The following is a 15,536-nucleotide window of genomic DNA, read 5'->3' as shown; positions in this document are numbered from 1 at the left end:
TCTAGAATTTAAAGTTATACGTAATCGTTGGAACCGGAATGGCGAAGATGGAGCTCTGGAAAGCCTTGATATCGCCGTCCTCCGTTACAAAAAATACTGAATATGGGTTGTTTCTTCCCAATACGTTATAGATGGAAAAACTCCAAAAACTATGGGCAAACTTCTTGATCTTATGGTTCCCTTCCATATTAAAGCTCAAATCCAAACGATAGTAATCCGGAATTCTGAATTTGTTACGATCGCTATAGAACACAAACTCGGAATTATTGAACGAGAAACTACCTATTGGAAAGGTAACAGGCCGACCAGTTTGATAGACAAAGTTGGCGGACGCACTAAACCTTCGGGTGAATTTGTAATTAGCCACCATGCTAATATCATGGGGTTTATCAAAATTGGATGGGAAAAATTCTCCATTATTTACACGTTCCTCACCAAAGGGGCTATCCAATTTTACAAAGGAACGGGAATAGGTATATCCAATCCATCCGTTCAATTTTCCTTCGTTTTTCTTCATTAGAAACTCTATACCGTAAGCCTTACCGTCACCCTGGATAACTTCAGTCTCTATAGCCTCGTTCAAGAGCAACTGCGCTCCCACCTTATAATCCAACAGGTTCTTTTGCTGCTTGTAGTAGCCTTCCAAACTAAGCTCATACTTATTTCCCTCGAAATTCTTGTAGAACCCAAGCGAAGCCTGGTAGGCCTCCTGCGGTTCAATGTTCAGGTCAGACAACTTCCATGTATCAGTCGGAGAAACCGTGGTGTTGCTGGATAATGTATGGATGTATTGGTATGCATTGTTTAAACTGGCCTTCACAGAAAAGTCCGGTGCCAAAAAGTAACGTGCAGATATTCGGGCCTCTGGCCCTCCATAGGTTTCAATTACCTCATTCTTGTCAAAATCCTGGGTCTCCACCAAAGTGCCGCTGTTTCGCGGCGCGTTGTCCTGATAGATACGCTGGGAAGAGGCCCCCAAAGCTGCATAAAAGGAGTATCGAAGCCCTACATCGATCAACAACTTATCGTTGACCTCGTAGCTGTCAGAAGCAAAAATTGCTGATTCCAATCCCCTTTCCTCGGGAATGACCAAGGAAGTCACATCCGATTCGGCACCCAGCGGAACGATATCCCCTGGATTGACCACATACAACTTGCTGGACAGACCAAAATCAAATTTATGCTTGTCGCTGTGGAGGTATTTCATTTTAAGCTTGACCTCCGTCTCATTGTTTTTGTAACCTAGGTCAAAATCATCATTGGATTCACCATCGAACTCGATACCAAATTTATATTCGCTATTGGACAGAATAACACTTCCCGTGGTCTTCTCACTAAACTTGTGGTCCCATTTTAGGGATACCAACCTGTTGCTGTAATCAAATATGGAATCGGAAGTGATGCTGAATTTATCCCTACTGAAATATCCCGTTGCCTTTATCTCATTCTTGTCATCGATGGTATGATTGTATTTGGCAACTACATCGAAGAAAGAAGCAGTACTGTTGTTCAATTGCTCATCATCCAAAGTTCGAAGGATCCAGTCGGAATAGGTGGCCCTTCCACCAACCAAGAGCGCCGACTTGTCCTTAACAATGGGAGTTTCCAAGACTATGTTACTTGTTACCGGGCCTATGGATGCCTCACCGGAGAATTTCTGGGTGTTCCCATCTTTTGTGGTAATGTCGAAAACGGATGAAAGTCTTCCCCCAAATTCTGCTGGGATATTCCCTTTATAGATTTCTGCCGTTCCGGTAGAAAAGGGGTTGATTGCGGAAAAAATACCGAAAAAATGCGATGGGTTATAGATAACCCCATTGTCCAGCAAAATCAGGTTTTGGTCCGTTCTACCTCCCCTAACATTGTATCCGGCGGAACCTTCGCCCGCTGTGGTAATACCAGGAAGCGTGACCGCTGCCTTTAAAATATCCCTTTCTCCAAGCACCAATGGAATGTTCTTTATTTTCTCTACTTCTATTAGGGTAACCCCTGTGAGAGCCGTTTCCACATTCCTGTCAAGGTTTCCTTGCACTACAACCTCATCAAGTGCCTGTACACTTTCACTCAAATCAAAATTGTAGGTGCCATTGTTGTACAAGATGATTTTGGTCCTGGAATCTTGAATCCCCAATCCTTGGGTTCTAATGATGTTCTCCCCTACAGGTAATTGCAAGCTGTAGTTCCCGTTGGAATTTGTAGAGGTTCCAATATCTTGACCTTCCACCAAAATGGCCAAGTCCGGAATAGGTTGTCCATTTCTAAGATTGGTAACTTTTCCTGATAAGGTAAAGGTGCGCTGTCTATTATTTCTATTTTCCTTTCCAATCTTAACGACCGGCATTCCCCTAGAAACACCACTGTCCTCATCCGTAACAAACAAAGGCCCTAAATCCTCAAGGTCTTCATAACTGGGTCCGTCATCCGCGAGCTGCTCCTCTTCCCCAAAAAAGTCATCTGGTAGGGCATCATAGATTTGATTGTTCTGCAAAAGAAAAATATTGTTGTTCGCGTCTATGTAAAAGTTGAGCACCGTGTCCTTAAAAAGGTCGTCCAGTATTAAACTAACCTGCATGTTTTCATAACTACCGGTTACCCTTACATCCTCTAGCCATTCCTCCAAGTAATAAAACCTGTAATTAGTTTTTTCCTCAATCGTGTTAAGCGCCTCCAACACCTCCACATTGGTAAAGGAAACGGAGATTCTAGGGATTGCATCTTGTGCCATACCTAACTGCATGCCCACTAGAAGCATGATGAATTGCAAACTTTTTTTCATTACTTGGAAGTGTTATTTGGTTGGGTCAAAAGCAACTCGATGCGTTTCATAAGACCAACGTGAAAACCATTTGGGTCAGATTTTCTGAGTCTTCTTGCAAGGTTGTAAAACTTATCGATGTCCTTCTTTAGGTCGGGAAAGACCTGAACTTGTTCTTTCTTTGAGTTGACGATATGGTAATTGCCATTATATAAGAGCACATGCTCCGTAGGGCCATCAGGAAATTCATAATACAGGGACCTTCTGTCCTTACGTTGAAAATTCTTTTTGGTGGGTTTGGAGTACAAGGTGAACCGAGGCCCATCATAGGCTATTTCATAAAACCCATAGGCATTCAAACCAGTGGCGTCCTTCTGATCTAAACGGATGAACTGGTGACCATCGATTTCAAAGCTACCTATCTTATCCTTAAAAAGTTTTAGGGTTCCTCCACCGGCCTTGCTAATAAGCTTTAGCAGAACCTGATCTTCGAACACGTCGTATCTTAAATCCAGATCGTAGTAACATTGACCATCATAACATACACTCCCAGGTAGAAAATCCCGGGTCTTGAAAAACTGCGTAAGCTCGTTTATGGTGCGATACTTTTCGGCATATACCACCCCTTGATACAAACCCGTATTCTCTACACCGATTTTCTGGTCAAAATAATTGTAGTAAGCAATTTCTGAAGAATCCTGTCCGTAAGCGGAAACAAGAAACCCTAAGAGCATAAATGCCTTGAAGTAATTCCTAATAAAAAACATAGTTACCTTTTTGATTGATGTCTGGGATAAGACAATCGTATTGAATTAGCCATTCCTAAATTAACACTTAAAAAGCGTAATTCTAAATATGTGTTAAAAAATGAAGAATATTCAATCATTCCGTTAAAAATCTCAAATTTTAATGATAGTTTAACGTAATATTAACACGAACTGCAAGGATAGGAAATGCTAGTTTGGACTTAGCAAAAGAACCGACTCTGAACTGGATTTTATTTCGGATTCGTTCATCATCATTTTTCGGAATTTTCCATCCACATAAAGTTGCGCCTGATCCCGATAATGCTTGCTGAATGGATTCCCAGATTGACCCGTTGGAAGGATACTGATACTATTTTCTATGTCCGAAAAATCCACGATTCTGCGTGTAGAGGGTCCAACCGTAACTTTATAATTTAAGGTACTATCGTAGGTAAAGGTGAGGTTATTAATAACTTCCCTAGATCCGTTTACGGCAAAAGGGCCAACATTAAAATAACTGCGCAATGCTTCAACCTGTCCAATGGGGTGTGGGTGTTCCAAAGTGTGGACCTTGTCCCAAGTCCACTGGGAGGGGTCAGGTCCGAAATCGGCCACAAGGGAAGCCCAGGCATCGGCAAATGATTTTAAAACAATATCACTTCGAGTCTCCACCCTGTCATCGGTGAGCACATTGTCCCACCAGGCTCCTGTTTGCATTTGAGCACCCCAAGCAATCTGCCTTTTAAAAAGATGTGTCCCCAAGAAATGCTGGAACTTTTCCTTCCCCAATTCGTCTTCGAAAGTGTTCTTTGCAACAAAATACTCGCATCGGTGAAAAAGCACCGGACTTGTTCCATCCAATTTGTAGGTACCGTCCCAATTCTTAAGATTATCGACCTCCACAAGTTGTTCATCCGTCAAATGGGATATATCCAGAAGCTTAATAAGCTCCGTTACCAGTGCGGGATTAACCAAAGAAGTGGCATCCAAAATCATTTCCGAGGTGGATTCTCTATCCCATTGCTTTCTACTTTCCAATAGTTGTACGATACGTAGTGCTCTATTTTCTGGTAAATAATATCCCGGATACAGCATTCCAGCAATGGAATCGGGTTGGTTATTGGCCGAATACACATAGTTCCATGGAGGATTAATGGCACTTGGATTTTCAGAAAAATCCAAATAACGGACGGGCTCATCTTTACCTGAGGTTCCATCCAAAACAAATTTTGTTGATAAGCTATCGGGCATTTGGAACAACTTTGCGGATGCCCACCATGCAACATTCCCCTTGGCATCCCCGTACATGACGTTCAAGCCTGGAGCGTGGATATTTGGGAGCGCGCTCTTGAACTCTTCCAGTTCCTTGGCATGACTCATACCATAGACCGCATCCAACACCTTGCTTTCCATTTGGGTATAGATCCACGACATGGAGATAGGTTCCTCTCCTTGGACCTGCTTAAGAATATTGTTTACCACAGGACCATGACCTGTTTTTCGGAACGAAAAGGAAACCGGCTCGGAGTCCTTTATCTTAATTTCTTTTGTAACCACTTCGTAATCCCTCCAAGCTCCTTCAACATAATACTGGGTGCTATCTGTGGGGTTCGTCCGCTCTCTGTAAAAGTTGAGATCATCATTTTGGAACATGGTGAGTCCATAGGCAATATTTCTGTCATGTGCCAACAATGGAAATGGAACACCGCCAATATGATAGCCATATTTTTCATACGTGGGCGTGCTCACATGCGCCTCGTACCAAACAGAGGGCTGGGCGAAGGAAATATGGGGATCATTGGCCAGAATGACCTTGCCCGACTTTGTTTTTTCTGGAGCAAGCACCCAACTGTTGCTGCCCTGGAACTGTGGCACCGGTAATTTTTCCAATGCTTTGTATACCGTTGCCACGATATCGGTTTCCAAACTATCAGGCACCGTGTTTTTGTAATTTTTTATCCATACCGTAGATGTATCCGAATTGACCGCTAAATCCTGAATATACCTTTCCCCAAGTCGATTTTTAATATCGGTCAACATAGGGTCGGTTTTATGGGCTTGGGCAAAACTGAAGGCCATATACCCCATGGCATCTAGAATATCGTTGAGTTGAAAAGGTTGTTTCTCCAGACCGGTCAGGTAAAACTCCACAGGTGTAGGGCCCTCTTCGATAAATTGATTTATCCCATCCAGATAGGCTTTTGAAAGCAAAACTGATTCGCTTTCCATATCCAACTGGGCCACCGTATTGATGGAATGGTCATCTATGCCCAAGGAAAGGAAGAACTTATCGGTTTCCAATAAATCTGCCCCGAAGACCTCGGAAAGTTTACCTTTGGCAATCCGTCGCAGCAACTCCATTTGCCAAAGTCTATCTTGGGCATGGACATACCCGAGCGCCCTAAAGGCATCTTCCTCGGATGAGGCGTAAATATGAGGAATGCCGAAATCATCAAAATAGACGCTTACCTCCTTCTCAAGACCGTTCAGGGTTTGATTTCCGTTATAATCCGGTTTAAGGGTTTGGACAGCTATGAATGCGCCAATTAAGACAATAAGCAACAGACTGATAAGTACAAGAAGTACTCTCTTTAGTTTTTTCACTGGGGCTTTGGTTAATTAAAATAGTTACTCTAAGGTAAACTATTTTCCCCTACCCATAAAATATGAAACAACTGAAGGACGCTATTTGTTCATGGAAAGCTGGTACTTTTCCAAGCCAGATCTTAGCCAATCGGCGTATGCCTCCACATCTGTATACTGCACTGCATCATTTAACACTTCCAGATTTGGAGAGAGTAGCACGTAGTAGGGCTGCGAAGCAGCATTAAAATTGATGGTTTGAAACGTACCCCATTTCTGCCCAATGGTTGCGATGTTCTTTATGCGCCCCGATTCGTACTGAAAATCAAATTGCTCCCCTTGGGGAAGTTCTTTTCTATCATCCACATATAGCGATATCAGCACATATTCATCCTTGATCAAGGGATACACTTTTGAATCGCTCCATACGTTCTCCTCCATTTTTCTGCAATTCACACAGGCCCAGCCCGTAAAATCCAATAATATGGGTTTGTTCTTTTCTTGCGCGTACGCAACCCCTTCTTCAAAATCCTTGAAACAATCCAAGCCCAACGGACAATCATTCTCCGATTTGGTAATACTGTAAAAATCTGGAGGTGCAAATCCGCTCAATATTTTAAGGTTGGTGAAATTGAAAGTCCCAAGAATAAGGTATACGCCAAAGGCAGCACTTAAGACCCCAACAAATCGCCTACCCACGGAAAGCTTTTGCTTTGGACCATCATGTGGAAATCTGAAAAACCCAAAAAGGTACAGCGCCAAAAGCACAAACAACACTATCCAAATCCCTAAAAAGATTTCCCTTTTAAAAATACCCCAGTTACCCACCAAATCTGCATTGGACAGAAACTTGAACGCAAATGCCAACTCCAAGAAACCGAGGACCACTTTGACAGTTGTCATCCATCCCCCGGATTTAGGCAGTGAATTTAACCACGCGGGAAACAGGGCAAAGAGCGCAAATGGAAGAGCCAGTGCAAGACCGAATCCTACCATACCAGCGGACAGATTGGTGGCCACATTTCCTTCGGCCAAGGTGGTACTCCCCAACAAACCTCCCAAAATGGGTCCCGTGCATGAAAAGGATACAATGGCCAAGGTGAGAGCCATAAAGAAAATACCCAAAAAGCCACCAACTTTGGTTGAAGCCGAATCCATTTTGTTGGCCCACGAGCTTGGTAATGTCAGTTCATAATAGCCGAAAAAGGAAAAGGCAAAAAAGATGAAAATTAAAAAGAAGAGCAGGTTTAACCAGATATTGGTTGCTATGGTATTCAAAATCTGCGAGTCAATCGAATCAAACAAATGAAAGGGCAGACTCAACAGAAAATAAATCAGGACAATAAAAAATCCGTATAGAATCGCATTGGTAATTCCTTTGGTCTTCTGTCCCGACTGTTTTGTAAAAAATGAAACGGTCAGCGGAATCATGGGAAAGACGCAAGGCGTCAGTAAGGCAATCAGTCCACCCAGAAACCCAAGTCCAAAGATCATCCAAAGCCCTGATTTCTCTTTTGCCTCAGACAAATCACCTTGGTTTAGGAGGTGTTTGTTCTTTAAGTTCAATTTAAGGGCTGCGGCCTTTGTCATGCTTGCCGCATCGACTTGTTTATCCTCAGCAACAAATGAATCGCCATCCAAGGAAACTTGGAACAGTTCGTCCTTTGGGATGCAAACCTCCTTGCAGATTTGATAAAACAGATTCACGGTGATCTGCCGCACATCCTGTTTCAGTAACTTTATCTTTTGGGTGAAGATGGCCTCTCCTTTGAAAAAGGTCTCTTCCACCTCAAAAATGTCACTATACTCCTTTATGGTTTCACTCTCTTCCGTTTTACCGACCAATTCATAGTCCTTTCCTGCCCCTTCAAAGGTAAACTCGCTGGGCAAGGAACCACCCTCGGCGGTATACTGCGAATAGACGTGCCAACCTTCCATGATTTGGCCCTTGAAAACCAGTTCATATTCCGTATCGGATATCTTATTGACCTGGTGCGACCAAACAGATGGTTCCGCATCTGTCTGCGCTTGAAGGTTTATTGCAAACCATAATCCAAATAGGAGTACTAACAGTTTTCTCATACAAGAAGTGAAATTTTCAAAATGTTTTGGGTGTCATCATCCACCCTGTATCGTTCGTCTGGCCTTCTGCCCACCACCCATACAATATCATCTCCAGAACAAAGAAGCCATTGATTTTCTTTGGAAACAACGTCTATTTTCTCGTCCTTGAAATATTTGGAAAGCTTCTTTTTTCCTCGCATCCCAAAAGGATAAAAATAGTCGCCTTTTTGCCATTTCCTTAATAATAACGGATAGTTTAACTTTTCCTTATCAACAAAAATGACGTTAGCGTTGGTTTTTTGATGCGTTTTTACCGTTTCAAATTTAAGGGGAATAGGTACGGACAGATTTGCCAAGTCCTTAATCAATGTCACTTTGTCCTCTCCCCTATCCTTTATTTTAGTTAGGATCAAATGCTCCCTATCCTTCACCAAACGGTGTGTCCTGGAACGCACTTCCTTTCCACTAAGAGCCGATAGTAATCCTTTCACGTCATCCCATTCGCTAAAACCATATGCATTAAAGAGCGCATACAAGTAGCCTTCCAAGGGTTCTAATTTTTCCAGCTCTGCTATGGCAATGGAACACCGATCTTCCTGCTCAACAAAAATCCTTTTTCGAGTTTCAGTGACAATTCCCTCTAACAACCGGACACTATCTTTTAAATGGTTTTGGGTCCGGATAAAACTGTCCAAAAACGCAGGATGCATTTTCTTCATCCCCGGAACAACGTCATGTCTGATCTTGTTACGAAGGTATTTGGTTTCAAGATTACTGCTATCTTCCCGCCACTCCAATCGTTCTACTTGGGCATAACTTCCAATATGGATTCGGGAAAACGGCAGCAAGGGTCTTATGATTTTTCCATTTTGTGCAAGAATCCCTGATAGACCATCGATACCCGTTCCCCTGGAAAGATTTATCAAAAAGGTTTCCAGGGCATCATCTGCATGGTGCGCCGTTAAAAGATATCCGAATCTACCCGATTCCAAAAGCTCATTAAACCACTTGTATCGCAGCTCTCGGGCAGCCATCTGCACAGACCCTACATGGATTTTAATATATTCTGTAACATCGAAAGACTTCACCTCTATTCCTGCGCGAAGGTCCGCGGCCAAATTCCGGACGAACGCTTCATCCCCATTACTTTCCTCCCCCCTGAGGTTAAAATTGCAATGGGCCAACGTTATTCTAAAGTCCAACTGTTTGCATAAATAAGCCAAGGTCACACTGTCCAATCCTCCGCTGCAAGCCAAAAGAATGGAGTTTCCCCTTAGAAAAGGGAAGTTTTGATCAATATGACGCTTAAACTCCTTTAACATGTGGCAAAAGTAGCAATAAACCTTAGCTTCCTTCCAAAACAGAGCGCATGGCTTTGGCTTTCAACAGACATTCTTGATATTCTTTTTCAGGTTCCGATTTGGCTGTGAAGGCACTTCCAACAGAAAACGAAACATATCCAGAGGTCTCATTGTATAAAATACTCCGGATGACCACATTAAAATCAAAATTGCCCTGAGGGTCCATATAACCAACCGCGCCACTGTAAAGCCCACGTTTGGTCTCCTCCAATTCCTCAATGATTTTCATGGCGGAGATTTTTGGGGCCCCGGTCATGCTTCCCATAGGAAAAGTCTCTTTGATCAGTTTTATAGGATTTACACCCTCAGGAACATTGGCCGATATGGTGGATATCATCTGATGTACCTGTTTAAAAGTATACACCCCGCAAAGCTCCTCTACCTTTACACTGCCTCTAACAGCACTTTTGGAAAGGTCATTGCGGACCAAGTCAGCTATCATAATGTTTTCCGAACGTTCTTTGGGGTCCAAAGAAAGCTTCTCTTTCAAAATATAATCATCCTTTTGGGTTTCCCCTCTTGGAGCTGTTCCCTTTATTGGCTGGGAAATAACCCTATCACCTTCCTTTTGTAAATACCTCTCCGGTGAGGCACTCATTAAGAACTTATCATGGTGTTTTACATAAGCCGCAAATGGGGCCGAGGAAATCCTGTTAAGATTTTTATAGGTAGCCAAAGGGTCAATTGTTGTGTGCTCCAAATAAAATTCCTGGCAAAAGTTGGCCTCATAAATATCCCCTCGATGGATGTGCTCCAGTAGCTTGGTCGCTTTTCTAAAATAAGCGTCCTTATGGATTCGCAATTTTACTTTGACCGACTGATTTGTTTTTGGATTTTCAGTTTTTCGCTTGATACCCTTTTGTATTGCGGTAAAATCAGAATCGATTTCCTCCTCCCATGCTTCCAAATACATAAAAATCAGCCTCCCATTTCTAAGGGCAATGATTTTTTGAGGCTGAAAAAAATACAATTCCGGAAAATTCAGTCCATCAAAATTGGTGGATTCCAGGTTTTCAATTTGGTTTTTTAGGTCGTATGAAAAGTATCCAAAGAGCCAATCCTTCTCTTTGTCGGCAAAACCCTTCGTTTTATCGATGCTTTTTGAGCTAAAAAAAGACTTATCGTTCTGTCCAGAAATTGCCATGATTGCATCGTATTTTCCGTATGGGTCAACATGGCCGTTGCTGTCCAACCATATTATATGCCCATAAGGTTTTGACCAGTCCAACAGCACTTCTTTGATGTTCTGAAAAGCTGCTACGGAAAAAGAACGTTGCTTGCGCAATTGATTTTACTTAAGGGATTCCAAAAACGTTGCAAGCGCTTCTTGGTGCGACGATTTCAATTCATGATCCACAATTCCATCAGACCCAAAATTTTCATGGAAGGAGGGCAAGGAAAATGTTGCGGTTATCTCCGCGCCAAATCTGGGAAGCAATTGTTCCACGATTCCCAAGGCACCCACACCCCCGCGTTTTCCAGGGGAGGTAGACATTAATAGCACCTTTGTGTCCGCAAGAAACTTTCGTTCCAAACGGGATAACCAATCCAATACGTTTTTAAAATAGGCCGAAGGATTGCCATTGTGCTCATTAACGGAAAGAATGAGTCCATTGGCGGCCTGAATGTCATTTTTTAGTTCAATAAGGGAATTGGAAAAACCGTTTTGCCGTTCTTCATCCTCACTATACATTGGAAAGGGATAACGAACCATATCCATCACCTGGACATCATTATTGTCAACCATTGAAACCGTATGTTGAACAAGTTTATAATTGATGGAAGTTGAAGAATTACTTCCTGCCAGTGCCAAAATTGCAGCCATATGCGAAAAACTTTGATTGTTTCGCTAAAATACCGCAAATGCCATTTACATGCGAGTATTTTGTCTAATTTTGACCCGCCGGACATCCAAACTTGCTGTTAGGCAAGTATATAGGGTAATTGTTTGCCAATGAAAGCCAAAACCTCACGATTGTTTTTTATTGATGCTATGCGTGCTTGGGCCATTTTAATGATGCTTCAAGGTCACTTCATTGATGGGCTTCTAGACCCTGGTTTTAGAGATCAGAACAATGAGGTTTTTAACATCTGGCTTTATTTTAGAGGCATTACCGCACCAGTTTTCTTTACCGTCTCCGGGTTTATTTTTACATATCTTCTTATTCGGGTACCGCAGGTTGGACTGGATAACCCCAGGGTTAAAAAAGGTATTCGGCGAGGATTGCAGTTGCTTTTTATAGGGTATCTGCTGCGCACCAACTTATTGGGACTTCTTAGCGGTAACATCTATAGTTCTTTTTATCTGGTGGATGTACTCCATTGTATTGGACTATCCATTTTAGCTTTGATAGGAATCTATTTGTTTTCATCCAATAGAAAGCCTTTTGTGTTTCCCATGCTTTTAATAGGAATCACTATGGTGCTATTTTTATTTGAACCTATATACAAGCAGTGGTCCTTTGCATTGCTTCCTGAAGCTATTGCCAACTATTTCACCAAGGCGAATGGTTCTGTGTTTACCATCATTCCTTGGTTAGGCTATGCCACCGTCGGCGGATTCCTGTCGGTTCTTTTCACCCGTTTTAAAGATGCCAAACATTTATATACGATTGCCATTCCCATGGCAATATTGGTTGGTTCGGCATTGATTTTTTATAGTTCCGATGGTTTTATTTCACTTTTCGAGCATACAGGAATAGAATTGTTCCATAGGATCCAGATAAACAACTACCTGTTCATCCGATTGGGAGATGTTTTTTTGGTCTTTGCGGTTTTCATGCTATTGCGAAAATTTATGACCAACCCATCCGTTCTGAAAATTGGAGCCAGTACCTTATCTATTTACGTAATTCACTTCGTCATTTTATACGGAAGTTTTACGGGATTGGGATTGTACCGCTTTTTCCACCATAGTCTTAATCCGGGTATTGTAATTCCCGGGGCATTGGCCTTTATGATAGCTTGTACCTACTTGTCCATGCAGTACAATAAGCACGAAGTGGAACTGAAAGATCGTCTGGCCTCTACGGCACTATACGTAAAACTGCATACGGCAGATTTAGCCAAAAAAGCCCAACCCATATTGAAAGAGTTGTCCTTAAGGGTAAAAGCGACCTTAAGGCGTCTTTTCAAGACTGCGCAGTAGTTCTTTTGGTCTTCCACCCAAGTAGTGAAATTCGCATCATTTGATAGCTGCTCTTGTTGAAAGCAGCATTGGATATTTGATCAGGTTCTTGGCAAGGGTTTTCCTAACCACACAGAAATGCAAAACAGCTTATCCTTCTTAAAAGCATTTTGTTGAAATAAAATGTACGCCATTCAATTTCAAGCCCTAAGGGCTGCCTCTTAAGGATAAGCTGCCTTACATTTGAATAAATCTGGACTGCTAAATATGGATAGGTCTATCCTCAGTAGCAGCAAGTGCCGCCTCCTTAACAGCTTCGGCATAGGTAGGGTGGGCATGGCTCATACGGGCAATATCCTCAGCGGATGCCCTAAATTCCATGGCCGTGACCCCTTCCGTAATCAAATCGGCACAACGTGCCCCGATCATGTGGACGCCAAGTACCTCATCTGTTTTTTTATCCGCCAATATTTTTACAAAGCCATCAATATCCATACTGGCGCGGGCACGTCCCAAAGCCCGCATTGGAAACTGACCTGACTTGTATGCTACACCTTCTTCCTTCAGCTGCTCCTCTGTCTTACCCACGGCAGCAACTTCGGGCCAAGTATAGACCACTCCCGGAATAAGATTGTAATTGATATGTGGTTTTTGTCCAGCCAAGGTTTCGGCCACCAAAGTTCCTTCCTCTTCTGCCTTATGGGCCAACATGGCTCCGCGAACCACATCGCCAATGGCATAAATATTGGAAACATTGGTTTGCAAATGGTCATTCACTTCAACCCTACCACGTTCGTCGAGTTTAACACCTGCAGCTTCCGCATTCAAACCATCAGTGTATGGTCTTCTACCTACACTAACCAAACAATAATCCCCCTTAAAAGTAACTTCCTGACCTTTCTTATCATCGGCCTTCACAACAACCTCATCCCCCACCCGTTCCACGGATTTTACTTTATGGGAAAGGTTGAACTTCATTTTCTGTTTTTTCAGGGATCGCATCAACTCCTTGGAAAGCCCCCCGTCCATTCCGGGGATAATTCTGTCCATAAATTCAACCACAGTTACCTCCGATCCCAAACGTTTGTAGACCTGCCCCAACTCCAGGCCAATGACGCCTCCACCAATAACGATCATATGCTTCGGCACCTCTTTGAGTTTTAATGCTTCCGTAGAGGTGATAATACGTTCCTTGTCCAATTTGATAAACGGTAAGGTGGACGGCTTGGAACCTGTGGCAATGATGGTGTTTTTGGCTTCAACGGTTTCTTTTTTCCCATTTGCCAAGGCTATATTGATATGGGTGGCATCCTTAAAACTTCCCAATCCCTCATAGACATCAATTTTGTTTTTATCCATCAAGAACTGAATACCTTTTGTTGTCTGCTCAACTACCCCTTGCTTTCTGGAGATCATTTGCTCCAAATTCACCTTCACCTCCCCGGGGATATCTATACCATGTTCCTCAAAGTGCTTTACAGCATCCTCATAATGATGCGAGGAATCCAACAACGCCTTGGAAGGAATACAGCCTACATTAAGACAAGTTCCTCCGAGGGTTGGGTATTTTTCGATGATTGCGGTTTTCATTCCTAATTGCGCACAGCGAATTGCCGCTACATAGCCTCCAGGTCCAGAGCCTATAACGGCCACATCGTATTGATTCATATCTAATTGTTAGGGATAATACTCGTTTTGATATTGACTACAAAAATAGCAATGTTTCTCCGAATCGCCTTTTGTTTTCCCGAATTGATTTCGGAAAACATCGGATTCTCATAAGATTGGGTTAAAGCTGGTTTTGAAGACCTAAAATTTCCTTAAATTCCACTTAAGAATTATTGGATGAGGACGTTAAGGTTACAAAGGGAATTGGAGCTTTTTATTGCTGGTATTGCAGCTTCGCAAAGTCTTTTTATGGCTATCTACAGCCTTTTTGAACGAAAAAGGGATTTTAGGAACGTACTACTTTTTCTTTTTTTCCTTGTCATAACCATACGCCTAACCAAATCTATTCTTTGGGTGTATTTGGAAACGACCCCTGTTTGGTTGATCAATATTGGTTTTGCCGCCCATGCACTGTCAGGCCCCTCCTTGCTCCTCTACATTTGGTATGTGCTGTACCCCAGGGAATGGTCTAAATGGCAATGGATTCATTTTGTTCCCGGAATACTTTTGGCACTTACTATCCATACTCTTTCATTGGATGGATTCTGGCATTCTGGTGGATATAGCGCGCTTCTTTTTCATCAAATGATCTACAGCATGGCAGGCCTTGCCTTATTCGGGTTTCATTTTTTCAATGCAGGTGGTCCGAAAATTTCTAAAGCTGCTGTTGTATGGACAGGTGCCCTAGTTTTGGGAACTACCCTTCTCCAATTTTTATACTTCTCCAACTACATTCTTGGGCTCACCCCTTATCTCCTTGGACCAATAGTATATGCACCTCTGATCTATTTTCTAGCCTTTCTTCTTTTCAAGAACCCTTCTTTGTTGAAATATAAAGAGCTACATAAAAATGGAAGCATAAAACTGTCCGAAGTAGAAATGCAAAAGGCTGCTGAAAACATAAAACGCCTCATGGAGCAAGAACAATTGTATTTGGATGCCAACTGCACTCTAACCGTGGTTTCCAAAGCAGCCAAACTTCCACCTTATTTGGTTTCACACATTATAAATAATGCGTTGGGAAAGAATTTTCCAGATTTTTTAAACGGATATCGCATTGAGGCTGCCAAGTTTAAATTAAAGCATCCCGATTATCAAAATACCAAGATTGCAAGTATTGCTTACGATGTGGGTTTCAATTCCATTTCTGCTTTTAATATCTTTTTCAAAAGGGCTACCGGCACCACTCCCTCCAAGTACCGGCTTAAGTCGGCATAAGATATTGGATTTAT

General features: G+C 42.4%; 10 protein-coding genes. 2 read left to right on the top strand and 8 right to left on the bottom strand.

All coding sequences use genetic code 11. The features are described 5' to 3' along the window. Window position 1 precedes the first annotated feature (1 nt). The 7 genes from BUC10_RS03285 to BUC10_RS03255 form a co-directional block, all read right to left on the bottom strand. Window positions 2-2,776 carry a TonB-dependent receptor gene (locus BUC10_RS03285; RefSeq protein ID WP_073176455.1) on the bottom strand — a complete coding sequence of 925 codons (2,775 nt, stop codon included), beginning with the start codon at window positions 2,774-2,776 and terminating at the stop codon, window positions 2-4. Next, window positions 2,776-3,522 carry a hypothetical protein gene (locus BUC10_RS03280; RefSeq protein WP_131819034.1) on the bottom strand — a complete coding sequence of 249 codons (747 nt, stop codon included), beginning with the start codon at window positions 3,520-3,522 and terminating at the stop codon, window positions 2,776-2,778. Before BUC10_RS03280 ends, BUC10_RS03285 begins: the two co-directional genes overlap by 1 nt. Before the next feature lie 189 nt (window positions 3,523-3,711). Continuing rightward, window positions 3,712-6,105: a penicillin acylase family protein gene (locus BUC10_RS03275; protein WP_073176453.1), complete on the bottom strand. Its 2,394-nt coding sequence runs from the start codon at window positions 6,103-6,105 to the stop codon at window positions 3,712-3,714. A gap of 81 nt (window positions 6,106-6,186) precedes the next feature. Then, window positions 6,187-8,166: a protein-disulfide reductase DsbD family protein gene (locus BUC10_RS03270; RefSeq protein WP_073176452.1), complete on the bottom strand. Its 1,980-nt coding sequence runs from the start codon at window positions 8,164-8,166 to the stop codon at window positions 6,187-6,189. Next, window positions 8,163-9,470, bottom strand: coding sequence for a tRNA lysidine(34) synthetase TilS (gene tilS / locus BUC10_RS03265; RefSeq protein ID WP_073176451.1), 1,308 nt, complete (start codon window positions 9,468-9,470; stop codon window positions 8,163-8,165). Before tilS ends, BUC10_RS03270 begins: the two co-directional genes overlap by 4 nt. Window positions 9,471-9,492: 22 nt before the next feature. Beyond that, window positions 9,493-10,794 (bottom strand): anthranilate synthase component I family protein, encoded by a 1,302-nt coding sequence (locus BUC10_RS03260; protein WP_073176450.1) that lies wholly within the window; start codon window positions 10,792-10,794, stop codon window positions 9,493-9,495. A 6-nt stretch (window positions 10,795-10,800) separates the two neighbouring features. Further along, the gene (locus BUC10_RS03255; protein ID WP_073176449.1) at window positions 10,801-11,334 is read right to left on the bottom strand and encodes an NADPH-dependent FMN reductase; all 534 of its coding nucleotides are present in this window, start codon (window positions 11,332-11,334) and stop codon (window positions 10,801-10,803) included. A 129-nt stretch (window positions 11,335-11,463) separates the two neighbouring features. Here BUC10_RS03255 and BUC10_RS03250 point away from each other — a divergent pair, with 129 nt between their 5' ends. Further along, on the top strand, window positions 11,464-12,657 hold the full coding sequence (locus BUC10_RS03250; RefSeq protein WP_073176448.1) for a heparan-alpha-glucosaminide N-acetyltransferase domain-containing protein: 1,194 nt from the start codon (window positions 11,464-11,466) through the stop codon (window positions 12,655-12,657). Window positions 12,658-12,897: 240 nt separating this feature from the next. Here BUC10_RS03250 and lpdA read toward each other — a convergent pair whose 3' ends face one another. Further along, a complete protein-coding gene (lpdA, locus tag BUC10_RS03245; RefSeq protein ID WP_073176447.1) occupies window positions 12,898-14,304 on the bottom strand; it encodes a dihydrolipoyl dehydrogenase in 1,407 nt (468 codons plus the stop codon). 177 nt (window positions 14,305-14,481) lie between these two features. Between lpdA and BUC10_RS03240 the strand changes: the two genes are divergently transcribed. Beyond that, entirely contained in the window at window positions 14,482-15,522 is a 1,041-nt protein-coding gene (locus BUC10_RS03240) for a helix-turn-helix domain-containing protein (RefSeq protein ID WP_073176446.1), read from the top strand. The last annotated feature ends 14 nt before the right edge of the window (window positions 15,523-15,536 follow it).

The sequence above is a fragment of the Flagellimonas flava genome, assembly GCF_900129665.1.
Classification (GTDB): Bacteria; Bacteroidota; Bacteroidia; order Flavobacteriales; family Flavobacteriaceae; genus Flagellimonas; species Flagellimonas flava.
Note: the sequence above shows the minus strand (reverse complement) of the source record. Positions and strands in the feature narration are given on the sequence as shown.

Coding starts and splice junctions, on each gene's coding strand:
- tilS (WP_073176451.1), bottom strand. CDS start 9,470: ATGTTAAAGGAGTTTAAGCGTCATATTGATCAAAACTTCCCTTTTCTA.
- BUC10_RS03255 (WP_073176449.1), bottom strand. CDS start 11,334: ATGGCTGCAATTTTGGCACTGGCAGGAAGTAATTCTTCAACTTCCATC.
- BUC10_RS03240 (WP_073176446.1), top strand. CDS start 14,482: ATGAGGACGTTAAGGTTACAAAGGGAATTGGAGCTTTTTATTGCTGGT.
- BUC10_RS03285 (WP_073176455.1), bottom strand. CDS start 2,776: ATGAAAAAAAGTTTGCAATTCATCATGCTTCTAGTGGGCATGCAGTTA.
- BUC10_RS03270 (WP_073176452.1), bottom strand. CDS start 8,166: ATGAGAAAACTGTTAGTACTCCTATTTGGATTATGGTTTGCAATAAAC.
- BUC10_RS03280 (WP_131819034.1), bottom strand. CDS start 3,522: ATGTTTTTTATTAGGAATTACTTCAAGGCATTTATGCTCTTAGGGTTT.
- BUC10_RS03250 (WP_073176448.1), top strand. CDS start 11,464: ATGAAAGCCAAAACCTCACGATTGTTTTTTATTGATGCTATGCGTGCT.
- lpdA (WP_073176447.1), bottom strand. CDS start 14,304: ATGAATCAATACGATGTGGCCGTTATAGGCTCTGGACCTGGAGGCTAT.